The sequence below is a fragment of the Kitasatospora sp. NPDC056138 genome (genome assembly GCF_042264695.1).
Taxonomy (GTDB): domain Bacteria; phylum Actinomycetota; class Actinomycetes; order Streptomycetales; family Streptomycetaceae; genus Kitasatospora.
On the sequence record NZ_JBHJVK010000109.1, the window covers coordinates 1 to 18,143 of the forward strand.

Below are 18,143 nucleotides of genomic sequence, written 5' to 3' on the forward strand. Positions count from 1 at the left end.
TGCCAACGTCCATGACAGTCAGGCCCTGATCCCGCTGGCCGAGGCCATCCCGCCGATCCGCTCGCGCCGCGGTCCCAGGCGCCGCCGGCCCGGCACGCTGCACGGCGACAAAGCCTACGACCACCGCTTCATTCGCTCCTACCTGCGCCGACGGCAGATCACAGCACGCATCGCCCGGCGCGGCATCGAATCCTCCAACCGCCTCGGCAGGCACCGCTGGGTGATCGAGAGGACCGTCGCCTGGCTGAACGGCTTCCGCCGACTCCATCGCCGCTACGAGGTCAAGGCCGACCACTTCGCGGCATTCGCCAGCATCGCCGCAGCACTCATCTGCTACCGCCGAATCTCCAAATGAGATGACTTCTTAGCCAGCGTCTCCCGGTCGACTGGCTCCGAGAGCACCTCGCCGCAGAGGTGACGCACTACCTGTTCCCTACGCTCGTGCAGCGGCTTACGCACCGTCCCGAGGTGCCGCTGCAGTGGAGGTGCCAGCAGCTGCTGACCGTCAGTACCGGCGAACAGATCTGGGGTCTCCTCGACATCCTTCCCGACACCTCACCCCGAAACTCCGCACCCCCGAGGCCGCGGACCGCTGGACCTGGATCCTCATCGTCGCCCGCACCCAGCTCAGGCTCGCCCGACCGCTCGCCGCGGACCTCCGCCGCCCCTGGGAGAAACCCACCACCGCCGACCGCCTCACCCCGGCCCGGGTCCGCCGGGGATTCAGGAACATCCGCCCCCACCTCACCTGCCCGACCCGTGTTCCCGAACCCAGAAGCACAGGCCCCGGACGGCCACCCGGTGCCAGGAACAAACACCGCGCACCCCGCTACGACGTCGGCAAGACCGTCAAACGCCCCGAGAACCTCAAGGCCATCGGCAAGCCCGGACGATCTTGGTAGATAAAGAACAAGCTAAGGGCTGTCCCGTAATCGATCTTTGAGCGTTGGGGGCGCGGGCGGTCAATCGCCGGCTACCGCCGCCGGTCCGCCAGCACCTCGGACGACGCTTCCCACTGGTGCGGAACCGTCGGGAGGGACGACGGTGTGCCCGCCCCGTCCTGCTGCAGCGAGACCGTGCGCGTGGGCGCGGGGATCGAGATGCCCTCTGTCCGGTACCGCTGGTGCAGGCGTTTGATGAACTCGTGCTTGATCCGGTACTGGTCGCTGAACTCGCCGACGCCCAGGATCACCGTGAAGTTGATCCTGGAGTCCGCGAAGGTGTGGAAACGGACGGCGGCCTCGTGGTCGGGCACGCCACCGCTGATGTCGGCCATCACGCTGTCGACGACGTCGAGGGTGACCCTCTCCACGTGCTCCAGGTCGCTGTCGTAGCCGACCCCGACCTGGACCAGGATCGACAGCTTCTGCTCGGGCTGGGAGTAGTTCGTCATGTTCGTCCGCGCCAGGCGACCGTTGGGGATGATCACCAGGTTGTTCGACAGGTTGCGCACCACGCTGTTGCGCCAGTTGATGTCGACGACGTACCCCTCCTCCCCGCTGGTGAGCCGGATGTAGTCACCCGGCTGGACCGTCTTCGAGGCGAGGATGTGCACACCCGCGAAGAGGTTGGCGAGGGTGTCCTGCAACGCCAGCGCGACCGCGAGACCGCCCACGCCGAGGGCGGTGACCAGCGGGGCGACGGACACCCCGAGGGTCTCTAGGGCCACGAGGACGCCCATTGACAGCACCACGATGCGGGTGATGTTGACGAAGATGGTTGCGGACGCCGCGACGCCCGTCCGGGACGCGGCCATCGACTGCACCAGCCCGGCCACCACCCGGGCCGCGCTGATCGTCGCGATGACGATGAGCACGGCCGTCAGCGACTGGTCGACCAGCCCCCCGATCCGCGCGGTGAGCGGCAGGGCCGAAGCGGCCACCGCGCCCCCGGCGATCACGGCCGCCCAGGGGACGATGGTGCGCAGCGCGTCGACGATGATGTCGTCCCCGCTCCACTTGGTCCTGCTCGCGTGCTTGCCCAGCCACTTCATCAGAGCCCGCAGCACCAGACCGGCCACACTGCCGGAGGCCAGCGCGATGCCGGCCACCACCCAGTCGTGCAGGACCAGGTCCCGGGTCACCGTCCCGCCCCCGCAGCGTGGAGGGCGAGGGAACGGTCCGCCGCTGGCCGCCGTACGTGCTGTGTCGTCACCTTGTCGCCTGTCAGGTCGATTTGTGCGCAGCCGCGTTGGATCGGATATGCGCATTCCGAACGGACTGTCATCCTGCCCCATGGCCCGGCTGCCGCCACAGCCGGACCCCGGCGTTCCGGCCGCTCGGCCGGCCGGCGGGAGGATGGCGGGAGTACGGAGGGAACTACTCCGTCCGTGCGACAGCGGGGTCGCCAGTTTCGGGCGGTCGACGCGCCCAGCCTTCGGCGGGAGGGCCCCCGCACCGCCGAGGCACGCTCCCTCCTGCCCGCCCATGGGCAGAAGGGGCCCGTCAATTCCGCTCACTGATCCGACGTGATCCAAGCGACAGACCCTAGCCTCGGGCTTTCGCGAGGTGATGATCTGACTGCTCGCCAGAACGCAAGAGAGTGCTTCTGACCTGGGACGATAGGGCTTGTCTAGGGTCCTGTCGCCGCAGTGAAAGAAGCACTCTCCAGGCGAAGAAGCGTAGTCGGTCCTATCCGCGTGTCCGCGTCCGGGGATACGGCGGGGGTGTGGTGTCGCAGGCAGGTGGGGTGCTGCTGGTGGAGACCGTCCGTCGGATCGGCCTGGATACCGCGTTATCGGCAGCGCTGGAGCCGTGGCGCAAGCCTCGGGCGGTGCACGACCCGGGCAAGGTCCTGCTCGACCTCGCCCTGGCGGTCGCGCTCGGCGGGGACTGCCTGGCCGACGTGGCGGTGCTGCGGGCCGAGCCCGCCCTGTTCGGTCCGGTCGCCTCGGACCCGACCGACTCGCGGCTGGTCGACGCGCTCGCTGCAGCCGGCCCCCGGGCACTGGCGGCCGTGCGGCGGGCACGGGCCGAAGTCCGCGAGCGGGTCTGGACACTGGCCGGCGACACGGCGCCGAACACGGGAGGGGAGGTGGTCGTGGACATCGACGGCGTGCTGGTCCTGGCCCACTCCGAGAAGCAGGACGCGACCGCGACCTGGAAGAAGACCTTCGGCCACCACCCGCTGGTCGCGTTCGTCGACCACGGCCGACAGGGCTCGGGCGAGCCGGTCGCGGCCATGCTGCGGCCGGGCAACGCGGGCAGCAACACCGCCGCCGACCACATCGCCACCGCCCGCCTGGCACTGGCCCAGCTGCCGAAGCAGCACCGGCGCGGACGCGGGACGCTGGTCCGCACCGACTCAGGCGGCGGCACCCACGAGTTCCTCAACTGGCTCACCAAGCGCGGCCGCTGGCTGTCCTACTCGGTCGGAATGGTCATCACCGAGGCGATCCACCAGGCCGTCCTCCTGATGCCCGCCTCGGCCTGGACACCCGCGATCGAGCCGGACGGATCCGTGCGCGACGGCGCCTGGGTCGCGGAGCTCGCCGGCGACGTCCTCAAGGGCTGGCCGAAGGGCATGCGGCTGATCGCCCGCAAGGAACGCCCCCACCCCGGAGCCCAGTTGCGTATCACCGACGCCGACGGCATGAGGATCACCTGCTTCGCCACAAGCACCACCGGCACAGCGATCGCGGCCCTGGAACTGCGGCACCGCCAGCGGGCCAGGGCCGAGGACCGCATCCGCGCGGCCCGCGACACCGGCCTTCGCAACCTGCCCCTGCACGACGCGGCCCAGAACCAGATCTGGCTGGAGGTCGTCCAGCTCGCCCTCGACCTGCTGGCCTGGATGCCGATGCTCGCCCTGAACGGGCCCGCACGGCGCTGGGAGCCCAAGCGCCTGCGACTTCGCCTCTTCTCCACCGCCGGCCGGCTCGTCACCACCGGCGGGCACCGCTGGCTCCGCCTTGCCCGGCACTGGCCCTGGACCCAGGTGATCACCACCGCGTTCGAACGCCTGCAAGCACTGCCCCTCCCCGGCTGACCAGCAACGACATCCCCTCCCGACGAGACGCTCCCTTGCCGGAGCCGTGGAACCCGGCGCCCATCCGGCGCGACAGCCGGGCCACAGACATGCCTACCGCCAGCCCAAACAGCCGGAACGGCCCGCCAGCAAACTGACGGACCGTCACGAAAGATCGAGGCTAGTCGGACGGCAACCTCGGCGTCCGGTGACAGTGGCAGGCCGGCTTGGCAAGAGAGCCAGCGAGTTCGATGCTGACCGCGGTTGATGGGGAAACGACAGGCCCTCAACGCCATGCGCTACGCCGCCGGGCTCATGAGACAGCTGTCTGCAAGCGTCGACCGCGACATCCTGGAGCAACGGATCTTCTTTGCGCTCAAGGCGATCCGAGAGGCACGGAACTGCACGACTCCCCAGGCACTGGACGTCTTCAATCAGCGCTACGAGGAGCTCCGGCGGGACCGTCCGGACGACTTCACACTGCCACGCGAGGTCTACGGCCAGGACTTCTACTCCTGACGGCTGGCGGTACTTGCCGGGGGTGAAGTCGCGGCGGGCGATTCGCTGAGGAATGCCCGGTTGTGGCCTGACCAGGAAGCGTTAGAAGCACCGCACGTGCGCGGCAGCCATCCGGACGGTTTGATCACGGGGGCTCGGGCGGCTTCAATCGGCGCGTGACCGAGAGCTATGTCAACCTCGGGGCCGTCACGGCCCCCTCAGGTGTCCTCGTGCTGGGCATGGCGGCCTGGATCGACTTCTGGCCCAAGGCCGGCCGAGCGCTGTCCGAGCGTGCCCTCGAAGCAGCGGCGTCGGGTGGCGGCCACCTGTACGAGCCCGCGGGTGGGGAGCCTCGCCCGTGGAGCGGCGAGGCGATCGCCGTGGGTGCTGTCGCGAACCGGCCGCTCCCGGTGCGGGCGCTCACGTCTCCTTCGCCGTTCGATGGTGAGCCGTCGATCTCGATCCTCGAGGTGGACCTCGGTCTGCCGTGGCCCGAGGACCGCGGCGTCGGGCCGCTGGTGTTGGGCGACCTGCCGGTGGACCGGTGCGGCATGGTGCCGGGCGACGCAGGGGTCCTGGACGGCTTCGCCGGCCTGGACGGCGAGTCCGTCGACGGCCTGGCCGACGTCACCTACTGGGGAAGATACGCGGAGGACGTTCACGCCGAGTTCGGCGGTGAGCGTGTCTCTCAGCACCCTGGTGGATCCGGCCCGCGCGGGTGGCTCGACCTGCCGCTCGCCGAGGCAGAGGCGATCGCGGAAAGGCTGGGGACGTGGCTGCTCGAAGGTCCAGGGAAGGGGCTGATGATTGCGGTCGACGCCCACACCGACTTCCACCGGTTGAACCGGGCCAGCTGGAGTCACCCCCTGCTGGCTGGCCTCGCGGAGGTTGGCGGCTGCCCGGTGCTCGGCATCGGCTGGGACCCGGGCGACCACTCCATGCGCCACCGCGGTGAACGCGCCTACGGGCAGGTCTACCCGGCCACGCTCGAATCCCTCGCTGGCGAGTCGGTCCTTCGCTGGACTATTCCGCCCTATTCCCCCCACGCGGACGACAGGTCGGTGAGCTGACCCTGCGTCACAGCCACAATCGGAAGGACAAGCGAGTGCATCGGCTAGGAAGAAGTCTCGCTGCGCACGTGGGCGGCACGCGGTGGCCGTCGGACCGGCGTTGCCGGGAGTGCGAAGCTCTTCGCCGGTAAGGCCGGGCCCACCGGCGATCACGGGCATGGTGGGCAGGGGGAAGCGCAGTTGGAGGTGGTCCACGCTGACCGCCATCGCCAAGAGGATGATCACATACCGCGAGGAGGTTGCGCTGGCCCGGCAGCCGGTGGACACGATCTCCGGCGACTTCGACCCGTCGCAGGAACGACGCGTACGCCGTGGAGCTGCTGTCGGCGACGGGGGCGACGGACCTGATGGCTATCCTGAAGGCCGCGGTGGAGCGGACCGAGGGGGAGCAGTCGAAGGCACCGGCGGCGGGGGCCTGCGAAGAAGACCGCTCGGAAGAAAGCCACGCGTAGCCACCGGTCGAGGGAGTCGTGATGCTGGCTGGACCAGGGTTCTGGGACTTGGAGATCGAGCGGGCCGGGTGGTCGCGTGTGATCGCTCCGAGCCTTTCCGCGTTTCCGGAGATCGCCGAGCTCGGCACGGTGTGGGGCCGTAACTTCTATGCTCGTGATCGTGACCTGCTGATCTTGGAGTGGTCCGATCCTGTGTCGCTCTCGGCTGTCATCCTGAACGGGCTGCCGCGTCAGGTTGGATCGGCTGAGGCTCTGTCGGCGATCATACGGCTGGGCGGCGACGTCACGTAGTCCGGAGCCAGCAGAATGGCGAGCGAAGCTGTGCGCACAGAGGGTCCTGCGCGCACAGGCCTCAGTGGGTGACTCGGCTTCGCGGCCAGCTTCGATGCGGGTGAGGACCTTGACAAGCAGGGCCTGGAGGCCGCCGTCGGGTACGGGACTGGGGCTTCCGGTGAGTGTGTACCACTCGTCGGCGCTGGTGTACTGCACGGCGATCTTGGCAAGGCGCTGATTGAGCCGGGTAGTGTGGACCGATCAAGGTGCCAGGCGGATCCCATGGGCTTTTCAACTGCGGGACCACAGGGCACCCGGTCGGCGTCACCCGGCGGGTTGTCAGGACGCGGTGCGCAGGTGGCGACGCCGGGCCTTCTTGACGGCGTCCTGGAGCTGATCCCGGGTCATGGTCGAGCGGTGCGGGATGTCGAACGCGGTGGCTTTCTTGTACAGCTCGGCCTTCGTGAGCGCGCCCAGGTCTTCCGCGATGGCCTTCTTCGACGCGGTGGTGCGCTTCTTGCCCGCCGCGCCGGCCGCCAGCCGGGCTTTCGCGGTGGAGGTGCTCTTCTTCCCGCCGACCGCCTTCGGCTGAGCCCGGCTGGGGCTGGGCGCGGTCTTGCGGGTACGGCTGCGTGATGGCGACGCGGCTTCAGCTCGGGTTGGGCCGCCTGGTTGATCGGCGCTGCGGGCGTGGGCGGTCTCGAGGCTGCGGTTGAGGATCTCCATGAGGTCGACCACGTTGGTGGGCTTCTCCGCGGGGCCCTGGGAGACGGCGATCTCCTGGCCGGAAGCCTTGGCCTCGATGAGTTCGCGGACCTGGTCGGCGAAGGTGTCGCGGTAGTCGTCGGGATTCCAGTCGACGGCGAGCATCTCGATCAGCTGCTCGGCCACGCTCAGTTCCTTCTCACCGACCGTGGTGTCGGCGGCGGGCAGGTCGTCGACCTCCCGGCGGGGGTCGCGGACCTCGTCGGCGAAGTGCATCGTATGGGCGACCAGCAGGCCGCCCTCGGCCCGTACTGCGGTCAGGTACTCCTTGCCGCGCATCGAGAACAGGGCCAGCCCGGCCCTGCCGGAGTGCTCGAGGGCCTTCTGCAGCAGCGCGTAGATCTTCGTGTACTCCTTGCCGCGGGGGCCGAGGTAGTAGGTGGTGTCGAGGAAGATCGAGTCGACCTGGTCGAGGTCGACGAAGCCGGTGATCTCGATGGTCGTGGACCGGCCGGGGGAGAGCCGCTCCAGCTCCTGCGGCTCCACGATGACGTACTCGCCCTCGGTCAGCTCGAAGCCTTTGACGATCTCGCTGTACGGGACCTCTTCTCCGGTGCGTTCGTTCACCCGCTTGTTGCGCACCCGGTCCGCGGTGCCGCGCTGGATCTGCTGGAAGCCCACGGTGTGCGACTCTGTCGCCGCGTACAGCGCTACCGGCACGGTCATCAGACCGTTATGTCGGCTGTCAAGGTGTCGCAGCGGCTGTCGTGTCGCAAGAGCCGGTGACAGCCGGCTGCGGTGAGCACGTCGAGCTGGCGGTGTGGTTGTCGCCGAACGGCGCCGAGTGCTTGTAAATGTGGAACTCGCGCACTTGCGTCCGTTGCTCTCATGCGCCATCGCGTGGCGGTCGGGGATCCCCCCAGTCCCCCTCCTGACTAGACCCACCGCCGCTGGTGCTATCGGCCGCTGTTCCGTTGGTCTGCGCTGCCCGGCATGAGGTGGGATTCCCAGGCCCAGGCGGTGATCTCGCTGCGGTTGCGGGCTCCGAGCTTGTTCTGGATCGCGGTGAGGTGGCCCTTCACGGTGCTGACGGAAATGAAGAGGGCGGCGGCGATCTCCTGGTTGGTGTTGCCCCGAGCGACAGCGCGGATGACGTCGGTTTCCCGGTCGGTGAGCGGGGTGTTGGGCTGGAGGGCGGGAGGGGTTTTGACGGGGGCGAGGTTGCGGAGCAGGCGCCGGGTGATCGACGGGGAGATCAGGGCGTCCCCGATGCTGGCGGCCCGCACGGCGGCGGTGAACAGGGTGGGGTCGCCGTCTTTGAGGACGAATCCAAGGGCTCCGGCTTGGAGGGCGCCGTGGACGTACTCGTCGAGTCCGAAGGTGGTGACGATGACGACCCGCAGCGGGTCGACGATGCCCGGGCCGGCGAGAGCGCGGGTGACATCGATGCCGTCGAGGCGGGGCATGCGGATGTCGATGAGGCAGACGTCGGGCCGCAGCTGGCGGGCTAGGGCGACGGCCTCGGCACCGTCGCGTGCTTCCGCGACGACGGTGATGTCGGGCTCGTCCTCCAGGATGAGGCGCAGGCTGGTGCGGATCATGGCCTGGTCGTCGGCGACCAGCACGCTGATGCTCATCGGCGGTCTCCGGCTTGCAGGGGCAGGGTGGCCCGTACCGACCAGCCGGTACCCGGCTGCGGACCGGCGTTGAGCGTACCGCCCAGTGCCTCAACGCGCTCGCGCATGCCGACCAGGCCGTAGCCGCCGCGCGGGGAGGGGCGGCTCGGGGGGTGCGACGGAGCATCGTCACCGACCTCGACTGTGATGTCCGTACGGTCCTGGTCGATGGTGACAGTGACAGCGCGAGCGCCGCGGGCGTGGCGGACGATGTTGGTCAAGGATTCCTGGACGACCCGGTACACGGTGGCGGTGACCACGGACGGCCAGCTCGGCGTCCCGGCGGGCAGCCGGAGGTCGACGGCCGGTCCGTGCTCTTCGAAGCGGCGCACCAGGTCGATGAGTTGCTCCGGTCCCGCGGTGACGGCGGCGCCGTCCTCCGCGTCGCGGAGCAGGGCGACCACCCGTCGCATCGCGTCCATGGCGTCGGTACCCGAGCGTTCGATGTCCGCCAGGGCGCTGCCGAGGTGGTCGGGCTGCTTGCGGAGCATGATCTGGGCGGCGTGGGTGTGCATCACGATGCCGGAGACGTGGTGGGCCACCACATCGTGCAACTCCCGGGCCAGGGCCAGGCGTTCGTCTCGTCGAACCGCCTCGATGGTGGCCTGGCGGCGATGCTCCAGGAGGCGCAGCACGAGCCCGGTGCCGAGGCCGGCCACCCAGCCCTGGACGCCCATGTGGATCGTGCTGGCGGCTTGAGAGGTGGTCACCAGCCAGCCGAGAGCGGTGACCGCAAGCCCGGCCGCGGCGACCACAGCGGCTTGCCGGGACGGCAGACCTCGGACCGCGGAACCGGCCAGCACGGTCAGCGCCAGGGACGCGGCGAGGCCGGGCTGGCCGGTCAGGTACCCCAGGGCGGAGGCGAGCACGGTGACGGCCGTGACGGAGAGGCCGGCGGCTGCGGCGACCATCCGGTTGCGCTCCCGCAGCAGCGCCGCGACGCACACCGCCACACCGGCGCCGCAGTCGAGCAACCAGCCCGGGCGGCCCGCGTGGATGGCATGCCAGTAGGCCGTCGCTGCCAGCACCGCCGCGAAGGCAAGCCCGAGCAGGACGTTGGTTCGTCTGGCGGCCAGTGCGGCGAGCCGTTCCATTACACTCACGGCGCTCAGACTACGGAACCGGTCGCGGCCGGTGTACTGGCCAAAAGGACCGCTCCGATCCGCCCGATCAGTACTTTTGGCCGGTACGGGCCGCGGTCGGTGTGAGCAGGCTTGACGGCATGCAACGAGACCTCGACACACCCCGCAGCGACGCGGGGCCCGCACGAGCCGGCAGGTGGACGTGAACCGGTCCATCTGGGCCCGCCTCCGTCTGGAGCTGCGGGTCATCGGCATCGCCCCGCCGGTGACGGCGCTGGTGGCAACGCTGGGTGGCGCGATCCTGGTGATCGTCATGCATGCCACCGGGGCCGACGCGGAGCACCTCGACCTCGCCGCCGGCGCGGTCCTGGCGGGCTTCGCCCCGCTCGGCACCGCCGTCGCGGCCTCCTCGATCGTGGGGCGTGATACCGGCGCCGAGCTGGTCATGACCAGCACGGTCTACCGCCGGGTGCTGCTCCTGCGTGTCGGCCTGGTGGTGCTTCCGGCGGCGCTGGTCACGCTGGTGGACGCCGTCGTGTTCCGCGCCTTGCACGCCTGGCCCGTGGGGCAGGGCACCGGCGGTTACGTCCTGGTGTGGGCCCCGCCGATGGTCTGGCTGGTCGCACTGGCGATGCTCATCGCGATCGGCTTGCGCAGCCCGGCCGCCGCAAGCGGCCTGATCGGGGGCATCTGGCTGGCCCAGTACCTGATGCGGCCCGCCATCCTGGACAACACAGTTCTGCGGGCGCAGTACATGTTCATGGGCGTCGACGCCAAGGTCCCGGCGCACGAATGGACCGTCAACCGAATCGCCCTGCCCGCCGTCGGCGTCGCCGCCATCGTCGCGGCCGGCCTGCTGCTGGGGCGTCCCGGACGATTCGTGGGGAGCGATGCCGCATGACCACCGTCCTTCAGCGAACCGCCCCGCCGACGGCAGCTCGCGGCTGGTGGGCGAAGACCGTCGCGGCCTCCCGCTACGAGTACCTGATGCAGGTGCGCCGCCCGGCGGTCTGGGTGGTCGTGCTCGCGCTGATCGGGCTGCGCTGCGCATCGCCCTTCCCGCCCGGCTTCACCAGCACCACGGACCACGCCACGCTGGTCGCGGACTGGGCGTTCAACTTCATAATGCTGTGCCCGATCGGCGTCGGCGCCGTCCTGGCGGACCGCGTCCGGCGGGAGGCCCGGCTGGGGCTGGACGACCTGCTGACCTCGACGCCCACCGGCATCAGCCCGCGCCTGTGGGGCAAGGCCATCGGCGCCGGCGCGGCGACCATCACACCGGTCGCCGTCGCCTGGGCGGGCCTGCTCGGCTACCTGACCGCCCAGCACGGGGCCGGGGTGATCCCGGTCGGCCTCGCAGCGTTCGCCGCCATCATCCTGCCCGGGCTGATCTTCGTCGTGGCCTGCTCGGTCACCATCCCGTACCTGACCGGGCCCGCGCTGTACCGGATCGGTCTGTTCGGCTACTGGATCTGGGGAAACATGGTTCCCCCGCGCACGGGAATCCCCACCCTCGCCGGCACGCCCTTCGAAGCCATCGGCGAGTACCCGTCCGGTGCCTGGTTCCACGGCATCATGCTCGACGCCGCGCACCGGGGAGTGCACCCGACCGGCGGCGAGGCCGTCCTCAGCATCGCCTTCCCGCTGCTCGTGGGGCTCGCCGCTCTCGTCATTACCCAGCTCGTGCTCACCAGGAGGAGCCCGTCATGACCGCGCCCAACGTGGCCATCACCGATCTGACCGTCACCTTCCGGCGCGGCGAGGTCCGCGCCCTCGACGGCATCAACCTGCGCCTGCCTACGGGCATGGTCGGCCTGCTCGGTCCCAACGGAGCCGGCAAGACCACCTTCATGCGGGTCCTGACCGGTGTGCTGGCGCCGACCTCGGGCACCGTCGCGGTGGACGGCACCGACCTGGTGTCACGCAGCCAGCGCCGGGAGGTCAAGGCCACCACTGGCTACCTCCCCCAGGAGCTCGGCCTGTACCCGGACTTGACGGCCAGCCAGTTCCTCGACTACATGGCGCTGCTCAAGGGCATCACCGACCGGCGCGCCCGCCGCGCCCGCGTCAAGGAGGTCCTCGAACTGGTCTCGCTCAGCGATGTCGCCACCCGGAAGGTGAAGGGCTACTCGGGCGGCATGAAGCGCCGCGTGGGCATCGCCCAGGCCATCCTGAACGACCCCCGGCTGCTGATCGTCGATGAGCCCACCGTGGGGCTGGACCCCGAGGAGCGGCTGCGGTTCCGCAGCCTGCTCGCCACCCTGGCAGGCGATCGGACGGTACTGCTCTCCACCCACATCGTCGATGACATCGTGCAGACCTGTCCGAACGTCGTGGTGATCGAGCGCGGCAGCGTCGCGTTCCAGGGCGCCATCGGCGACCTTGCCGCCCGTGCCGAGGGCATGGTATGGCACGTCACCCAGTCGGCCACCGCCCCGCCGCCCGGCCTGCCCACCGTCAACGTCACCCCCAGCGTGACCGGCACCACCTACCGGGTCATCAGTTCCGGCACCCCTGCCCCGGACGCGGATCGCGTCAGCGCCACCGTCGAGGACGGCTACATCGCTCTGATGCACGACACCGCTCCGAAGCGGGCCCAGCACCCCAGCTCCAACCTGCGCGCCATCTGACCCCAGCACCCGTCAACACCCGAGGACCAGCAGATGCCCCACCAGCCACTCGCCGCCGTCCTGGCCGCCGCCGACACCACCGGATTCCACCCCGGCCCCGCCTACTTCGCGTTCTGGGCCCTCATCGTCGGCGCCGCCATCGGCGGTCCCATCTACGTCGTCCGCCTGATCCGCAACCGTCGTTGAACACCCGCCTGAGCACAAGAGTGTCACTCGGACGAGGCGGCCAGCTGATCTTCGACCCAGGCGTCTACGTCCCTGCCCAGTCGTTCATCGTACGTGTCCAATCCGGCACCCTCCGGAAACACTGCAGGTCAGGACTACCTGGTTGTGCACATGCACTGGCACCAGCCTACGGGGTCAACGGAGATGCCCTGGATCAGGCAACGATGATCCGCATGACTACGTAGTTCAGAGAAGCTCCCTGATCAAGACCTGGCCCGGCTCGCCGGGCAGCCTGTCGGTGCCATATAGGGCGAGGAGCACGGACCCGGATCCACCGGAAGGTCCTCGGGCGACATCACCCGTTTGCACCATCTGCAGTCCAAATCGGCTTGGGCGCCGAGTTCATTGAGGCACCTCGCCGCCTGCTCTGCCCTCTCGAACCATGTCTCAGCGACGAGGATGGTCGGAGCAGCCTCAAGCAGTTGCTTGCTCCGCCAAGCGCTCAGCCCTGTCACAGATCGAACTGCCTGGACGAGCTCGATCCTTCGGTCCCCACTCGCTGTCAATAGCACGCCGAACGGTGGCTCCTCCACTGATCCCCCAAACGGATGAAACCCGACTCCGGACCGCTCCCGACGAGCTCCGGATCATGCTGCCCGCACCCCCGTCAGACCTTCAACCTGAATAGTTCAGAGAACCCAACATGCACCGCTATGAGGGCTCCTGGAGCGGTGGTCGGCCGGGGCAAAGCGCCGGGCTGCCGGCCGGCCGGAGAGCGGTGACCGAGCCCGGCGTCTCGACGAGGAGGTGGCGTAGGCGCTCGTTTTCCCGGGCGAGCTCGTCGCCCAGCAGGGTGAGGACCTGGATCTGGTTGGCGTAGGTGCGCACCAGCTCCTCCAGGGCGGCCTGGGCACGGGCGTGCTCGCGGCGGTCGGCTTTCCGGGCGGCGGTGAGCTCGCGGAGCTCGTCGCGCAGGCGGGCCGCCTCGGGCTGCTGGGCGTGTGCGTTGGCCCGGCATTCGGCGAAGCGGTCCTTGATTGTCGAGCGGTAGTAGGAGTCGCGGCCGACGCCGGCTTCCAGGCAAAGGTTGGTGACGGTGAGCTCGCCGTTGGTGCACCTCGGCTGGCCGGCCAGCAGCCGGGTCAGGGCCTGGGAGAGCTTGTCGTCGGTGCTGGCCAGGGTCACGGGTACTCCTTCGGGTCGGTGATCTCGGCGAGGGCGCGCTCCAGCAGGCCGGTATAGGTGTCGAGCGCGGCCTTCTGGAGCGGCGGAATCTGCTGGGCGCCGCTGCGTGCGCGCGGATCGGGCAGGAGGGTGCGGGCCTGGGCCAAGGCGAGTTCGAGGCGGGGCTGGTGGCGTGCGGTGCGGCGGGCGTTGGGGCAGCGCAGACACATGTTGGTGGCCGGCGCCGGCGCGGCGGCCACGGCGGGCCGGTCTGTCCGGTGAGTGAGGCACAGGGCGGTGGTGGGCTGGAAGAAGCAGTCGCTCAGCATGCCGGGGTGGAGGATTTTCGCCAGGTGCTCCAGCATCACGCGTAGCCGTACGGGGTCAGCGACCAAGCCGGGCAGGTCGCCCAGCTCATGGCGGATGCGCTCGAACTCAGCGTCGATCCGGGGTGCTGCGGCCCCACCGGTGCGGGCACCGTGCAGCCAGTCTCGGTAGAGGTCTTCGAGCAGGTCCAGGCGGGCGATGGCCTCCTCTGCCTGGACTTCGGCGGCGAAGCCGGAGGCGGAGGTGTCGGCATAGCCCTCGAAGACGGTGAGCCGGGCGTGCTTGTACTGCAGGCTGCCGGCGACGACGCCGAAGGGTCGGTGGGCGATGTACCAGGCCAGGGTGCGGCGGAACTGCCGAGTCTCGAACGCCCAGGCCGTGATCCGCTCCATCGCCTCCTCTTGCGGGGCGTCGTCTTCTGCTGCTTCATCGTGCGCGGCTTCGCTGGAGGGCCCGGGGCGGGCCACGGCGGTGGCGGTGAGGGGGATGAAGGGATCCTCGGGAGTGCCGAAGAGGTCGTTGAGATGGTCGCGGAACTTGCGCAGGCCTTTGTATAGGCCGCTGAGCATGAGGGCGCTGTTCCTGGGGGCGCCCCAGTAGCCGAACAGCAGGTCGGGGTCATTGTTGATCCGCTTGAGTACCTCGACGGCCTCGTGGACAACGGGCAGGACGACCCACTCAGCCTCGTCGCCGGTGAGCTTGCGGTGCTTGAACACCCTGCCCACGATCTTGTGACGCGTGCGGCCGGTGGCGGTTGTCGTAGTGGTGGCGCACTGGCGGGTCAGGGCGCGCACTACTGGCGGGAGGGGGTTATTCCGACCGTGCACTATTCCGTCCTTCCCGCCCACGTTGGGGCCAACGGGTGGCTTTGTCAGCGAGTACCGAGAGCACCCTGTGCGGCCAAGGATCGATGGCGCACAGCTTCACCGACGCCCCGCGAGCCGCCCGCGACCAGGTGGTCACCGTGACCGGCGTGCTGCCCGAGGGCCGACCCGTCCGCCCACGACGCTGAACGCAGCGGCGTTGGACAGCTCGGCCGCGTAGTCGGGCAGGTCGACGCTGCTGATCTGCTTGCCCATCTCCAGCATTTTGTCGAGGATCCAGCGCCGGTTCAGCAGCCCGTTGCGCACCCGCAGCCCGGTCGCAGTGCCGGGCGCCAGGAACGGGCCGGTGCGGTCGCCGCCCTTCTGGCAGCCCTGGGCGTAGTCGCGCAGGGCGTGCTCGTAGCGGGCCAAGGCGGTGCGGTGGTCGCCGCAGGCCCGGGCCAGCTCGCCCGCCAGGACGTAGGCCGCCACCACGGCGGTGCCGGTGCCCATCCCGCCGATGGTGGCCCCGCAGGCCGCGTCGCCGAGCAGGGCGATCCGGCCGGTGGACCAGGCGGGGACGTCGGCCCGACTGATCGAGTCGAAGTAAAGCTCTGGGGCCTGCCCCAGGCTCTCCAACAGCCGGGGCACCTCCCAGCCGAGGCCTGCGAAGGCGTCCCGGATCAGCGTCTTCTGCTGCGCCACGTCGTGGCGGTCGTAACGGAGTTCGGTCGAGGCAAAGACGAAGAAGGCACCCGCCCGAGTCGGGTCGCGGTGGTCGGCGCCGACCGCGGCAAGCCGGCCGGGGACGTTGAGACCGACCGAACCGGGGGGCAGGCCCAGGTAGTTGGGCAGCTGCCAGGTGGCCGCATAGTAGCCGAGGTGGCGGACGTAGCGCTCCTCCGGGCCAAAGGCGAGCCGACGGACGTTGGAGTGCAGCCCGTCGGCGCCGATCATCAGGTCGAACTCGCGTGGCGCGCCGTGCTGGAAGGCCACCTGGACGCCGGTGGGCGTCTCCTCCAGGGCGGTGATCGAGTCGCCGAAGAGGTACTCGGTGCGCGGGAGGCTGCGCTGGTACAGCGCCTGGGCGAGCTCCCCGCGCGGGACCTCGACGTCCCCGCCCGCGAAGTCGGCAGGCAGGTGGAGGAGTTGACGGCCGCGCCGGTCGACGAAGGTGATCGGGCTGCCGCCGGTGCCGAGCGCGCGCAGTTCGTCGAGCACGCCCATCCGCTCCAGCACGGTCAGATGGGTCTCGCCGCGGAAGTCGACCGCCTGGCCGCCGCCGCGCAGGGCGGGGGCCAGCTCGACGACGGTGGTCTCGAAGCCGTACCGCCCCAGCCAGTAGGCCAGTGCGGGGCCGGCGATGCTCGCGCCCGAGATCAGGACCTTGGTGCTCACGTGAACCACTCCATCCGAGGCTGTCGAATAACTGTGTCTGGTAGACACTGTTTGTTGCTGTGTACGGTAGACGCAGTTAGGTAGCCTCGCAAGGGGCAGCCGGAAACGCGGGACGGAGCGGGAAGTGGGCGAAGAAGTGAACGAGGCGGTGCGGCTGCTCTGGGGACCGCCCGCAAAGCCGTCCCGGGGGCCGAAGCCCGCGCTGAGCCTGGCGCGAATCGCCGCCGCGGGCGTCGAGATCGCGGACGCCGAGGGCCTCGGCGCCGTCTCGATGCAGAAGGTGGCCGGGCTGCTCGATTTCACCAAGATGTCGCTCTACCGCTATGTGCCCGGCAAGGCGGAGCTGGTCGCGCTCATGGTGGAGGCCGCGGTCAGCGAACCGCCGCAGGCCGTGGACGAGCTCGGGTGGCGCGAGCAACTAACGGCTTGGGCAAGGACGTTGACGTGGTCGTTCACCGAGCATCCGTGGCTGCTCGACGCTACCGTCGGACCGCGGGTGATTGGCCCCAAGGAACTCGGCTGGCTGGAGCGGGTGGTCGCAGCCCTGGACGGCCATGGGCTGACCGGCCCCGAGCGGATGGACGCTGCGGTGCTGCTGGCCGGGCACGTCCGGGGTATCGCTGAGCAGGCCCGTGCGGCCCGGCCGGGCGGCTCACCTGAGGCGGAACTTCTGGCCGTCCTCGGCGCCCTGGTACACCGGCACGCCGACCGCTTTCCCGCGCTCGCCGCAGCCATGGTCTCGCAGGACGGCCGGGACCAGGCGCTGGACTTCGGCCTGGAGCGCATCCTCGACGGCCTGGAGGCCCTGATCACACGCCGCACCGGGTAACTCGGGGAAGATCAGCTGCGACCGGGCGCCCTCGGCCGCGCTGTAGAGGCCGGCTCGCCCGGATCACTTTGCTTGTTCGCAAGTTGATCTACCAGGTGTGACGAAAATGCCTCCTTCGCGCCCTTGACCTGCGCCCTCATGGCCAAACGCAGCGGCATTGAAGATCACTTTGACGACACTACCTAGGCCGCCCGATGCACGACTCCCCGCTGGTGCGCGGCGCGATGTGGCTGCGCTGGACCGGCCACGACGGCATCCGCACCCTCCACCAGGGCGCCGATCTGGCCCGCGGCTGGACCGAGAAGGACGTCGACGGCCTGGACGGCTGGGTGGCCCTGGTCGAGGGCCGGATCGTCCTCGGCGCCCGCCCGGGCGGTGGCCTGCCGGAGCCCGTCGTCCACCCCGAGGCGTGGGAGGCCGGCGCGACGCTGCACGCCGCCCTCGCCCAGCACCCGGGCCGCCCCGAGCACGCCCCGGAGGACGACGACCAGGAGGACGGGTTGCTCGGCGGCATCCGCAGCCGGGTTTGCCGCCGGGCGGCGGGGATGACCCTGGAGACCGTCCAGCAGGCCCTGCACCGGGCCCGGGACGACGAGCGCGCCGCCGACCGGCACGCCGACGCCGGAGACGAGGCCGCCCACGCCACCGCGGCCACCGTCTGCGCCGAGTGGCAGCGCGTGCGCGACCACACCGCCGAGACTCGCTCCGAGCGCTACGACCCCGACCACGACACCGCTCTCCAGCACGCGCTGCGCCGTGAGCGCCACCGCCACGACGTCGCCGAATGCGCCCGCGAGGCCGCCCACCAGGCCCGACAGACCACCGCCGCCGCCGCCCACCGCCGCCTCGCCGGCACTGCCGCCCAGCCTCTCTACACCGCCCTCGACCGCGCCGGCCTCCACGCGCTCACCGACGACGACCACCAGGCCGTCCGCGACCTCACCCGCCACCTCGACCCCGCAACGCTGCGCCAGGTCGTGAGCTGGCTGGAGCGCACCCGCGCCGCAGCCTTCGCGCTGCGCGGCCCCGAGCAGGCCTCGCCCGTCCGTCCCAGCGCGCGCCGCAGCCAGTTCTGACCGACCGCGCGGGCCCCCGGGGGGCCCGC

20 protein-coding genes and 1 pseudogene are annotated in these 18,143 nt (G+C 70.2%); 13 read left to right on the top strand and 8 right to left on the bottom strand.

What is annotated here, in order from left to right; all coding sequences use genetic code 11:
* The coding region (locus ACFC1R_RS36570; protein WP_375946040.1) for a transposase at window positions 1-355 on the top strand (355 nt) is incomplete at its 5' end.
* A 202-nt stretch (window positions 356-557) separates the two neighbouring features.
* Window positions 558-902: pseudogene (locus tag ACFC1R_RS36575) on the top strand (transposase); the annotation flags it as partial.
* Window positions 903-973: 71 nt separating this feature from the next.
* Here the strand turns inward: ACFC1R_RS36575 and ACFC1R_RS36580 are convergent.
* Window positions 974-2,083, bottom strand: coding sequence for a mechanosensitive ion channel family protein (locus tag ACFC1R_RS36580; protein ID WP_375946041.1), 1,110 nt, complete (start codon window positions 2,081-2,083; stop codon window positions 974-976).
* Window positions 2,084-2,547: 464 nt separating this feature from the next.
* Between ACFC1R_RS36580 and ACFC1R_RS36585 the strand changes: the two genes are divergently transcribed.
* From ACFC1R_RS36585 to ACFC1R_RS36605, 5 genes are all read left to right on the top strand, one after another.
* Window positions 2,548-3,987 carry an IS1380 family transposase gene (locus ACFC1R_RS36585; RefSeq protein ID WP_375946058.1) on the top strand — a complete coding sequence of 480 codons (1,440 nt, stop codon included), beginning with the start codon at window positions 2,548-2,550 and terminating at the stop codon, window positions 3,985-3,987.
* A gap of 294 nt (window positions 3,988-4,281) precedes the next feature.
* On the top strand, window positions 4,282-4,485 hold the full coding sequence (locus ACFC1R_RS36590; RefSeq protein ID WP_375946042.1) for a hypothetical protein: 204 nt from the start codon (window positions 4,282-4,284) through the stop codon (window positions 4,483-4,485).
* Window positions 4,486-4,640: 155 nt separating this feature from the next.
* Window positions 4,641-5,534: a hypothetical protein gene (locus ACFC1R_RS36595; protein ID WP_375946043.1), complete on the top strand. Its 894-nt coding sequence runs from the start codon at window positions 4,641-4,643 to the stop codon at window positions 5,532-5,534.
* 311 nt (window positions 5,535-5,845) lie between these two features.
* Complete coding sequence (locus ACFC1R_RS36600) at window positions 5,846-5,986, top strand: hypothetical protein (protein WP_375946044.1); 141 nt, start codon at window positions 5,846-5,848, stop codon at window positions 5,984-5,986.
* 48 nt (window positions 5,987-6,034) lie between these two features.
* Window positions 6,035-6,277, top strand: a complete 243-nt coding sequence (locus tag ACFC1R_RS36605) for a hypothetical protein (protein WP_375946045.1) — start codon at window positions 6,035-6,037, stop codon at window positions 6,275-6,277.
* 321 nt (window positions 6,278-6,598) lie between these two features.
* Here ACFC1R_RS36605 and ACFC1R_RS36610 read toward each other — a convergent pair whose 3' ends face one another.
* The 3 genes from ACFC1R_RS36610 to ACFC1R_RS36620 form a co-directional block, all read right to left on the bottom strand.
* On the bottom strand, window positions 6,599-7,690 hold the full coding sequence (locus ACFC1R_RS36610; RefSeq protein WP_375946046.1) for a Ku protein: 1,092 nt from the start codon (window positions 7,688-7,690) through the stop codon (window positions 6,599-6,601).
* Between the two features lie 230 nt (window positions 7,691-7,920).
* Window positions 7,921-8,601 (bottom strand): response regulator, encoded by a 681-nt coding sequence (locus tag ACFC1R_RS36615; protein ID WP_375946047.1) that lies wholly within the window; start codon window positions 8,599-8,601, stop codon window positions 7,921-7,923.
* The gene (locus tag ACFC1R_RS36620; RefSeq protein ID WP_375946059.1) at window positions 8,598-9,734 is read right to left on the bottom strand and encodes a sensor histidine kinase; all 1,137 of its coding nucleotides are present in this window, start codon (window positions 9,732-9,734) and stop codon (window positions 8,598-8,600) included. Before ACFC1R_RS36620 ends, ACFC1R_RS36615 begins: the two co-directional genes overlap by 4 nt.
* A gap of 190 nt (window positions 9,735-9,924) precedes the next feature.
* On the opposite strand from ACFC1R_RS36620, the gene ACFC1R_RS36625 reads away from it, so the two are divergent.
* Genes ACFC1R_RS36625 through ACFC1R_RS36640 form a run of 4 tightly spaced genes read left to right on the top strand, consistent with a single transcriptional unit; the run spans window position 9,925 to window position 12,538 of the window.
* The gene (locus tag ACFC1R_RS36625) at window positions 9,925-10,623 is read left to right on the top strand and encodes a hypothetical protein (protein ID WP_375946048.1); all 699 of its coding nucleotides are present in this window, start codon (window positions 9,925-9,927) and stop codon (window positions 10,621-10,623) included.
* On the top strand, window positions 10,620-11,432 hold the full coding sequence (locus ACFC1R_RS36630; RefSeq protein ID WP_375946049.1) for a hypothetical protein: 813 nt from the start codon (window positions 10,620-10,622) through the stop codon (window positions 11,430-11,432). Before ACFC1R_RS36625 ends, ACFC1R_RS36630 begins: the two co-directional genes overlap by 4 nt.
* Complete coding sequence (locus ACFC1R_RS36635) at window positions 11,429-12,352, top strand: ABC transporter ATP-binding protein (RefSeq protein ID WP_375946050.1); 924 nt, start codon at window positions 11,429-11,431, stop codon at window positions 12,350-12,352. Before ACFC1R_RS36630 ends, ACFC1R_RS36635 begins: the two co-directional genes overlap by 4 nt.
* A 33-nt stretch (window positions 12,353-12,385) precedes the next feature.
* Window positions 12,386-12,538: a hypothetical protein gene (locus ACFC1R_RS36640; RefSeq protein WP_375946051.1), complete on the top strand. Its 153-nt coding sequence runs from the start codon at window positions 12,386-12,388 to the stop codon at window positions 12,536-12,538.
* Window positions 12,539-12,780: 242 nt separating this feature from the next.
* Here the strand turns inward: ACFC1R_RS36640 and ACFC1R_RS36645 are convergent, their stop codons facing one another.
* The 4 genes from ACFC1R_RS36645 to ACFC1R_RS36660 all read right to left on the bottom strand — a co-directional run bounded on the left by ACFC1R_RS36645 (window position 12,781) and on the right by ACFC1R_RS36660 (window position 16,209).
* Window positions 12,781-13,110 carry a ribosomal protein L7/L12 gene (locus tag ACFC1R_RS36645; RefSeq protein WP_375946052.1) on the bottom strand — a complete coding sequence of 110 codons (330 nt, stop codon included), beginning with the start codon at window positions 13,108-13,110 and terminating at the stop codon, window positions 12,781-12,783.
* Window positions 13,111-13,228: 118 nt separating this feature from the next.
* A complete protein-coding gene (locus ACFC1R_RS36650) occupies window positions 13,229-13,702 on the bottom strand; it encodes a hypothetical protein (RefSeq protein ID WP_375946053.1) in 474 nt (157 codons plus the stop codon).
* Window positions 13,699-14,724, bottom strand: coding sequence for a hypothetical protein (locus tag ACFC1R_RS36655; protein WP_375946054.1), 1,026 nt, complete (start codon window positions 14,722-14,724; stop codon window positions 13,699-13,701). The genes ACFC1R_RS36650 and ACFC1R_RS36655 overlap by 4 nt, the downstream gene beginning before the upstream one ends.
* 243 nt (window positions 14,725-14,967) lie before the next feature.
* A complete protein-coding gene (locus tag ACFC1R_RS36660; RefSeq protein ID WP_375946055.1) occupies window positions 14,968-16,209 on the bottom strand; it encodes an FAD-dependent monooxygenase in 1,242 nt (413 codons plus the stop codon).
* A gap of 124 nt (window positions 16,210-16,333) precedes the next feature.
* On the opposite strand from ACFC1R_RS36660, the gene ACFC1R_RS36665 reads away from it, so the two are divergent.
* Together ACFC1R_RS36665 and ACFC1R_RS36670 are read left to right on the top strand one after the other, a co-directional pair.
* Window positions 16,334-17,038, top strand: coding sequence for a TetR/AcrR family transcriptional regulator C-terminal domain-containing protein (locus tag ACFC1R_RS36665; RefSeq protein ID WP_375946056.1), 705 nt, complete (start codon window positions 16,334-16,336; stop codon window positions 17,036-17,038).
* A gap of 194 nt (window positions 17,039-17,232) precedes the next feature.
* Window positions 17,233-18,114 carry a hypothetical protein gene (locus ACFC1R_RS36670; RefSeq protein WP_375946057.1) on the top strand — a complete coding sequence of 294 codons (882 nt, stop codon included), beginning with the start codon at window positions 17,233-17,235 and terminating at the stop codon, window positions 18,112-18,114.
* The last annotated feature ends 29 nt before the right edge of the window (window positions 18,115-18,143 follow it).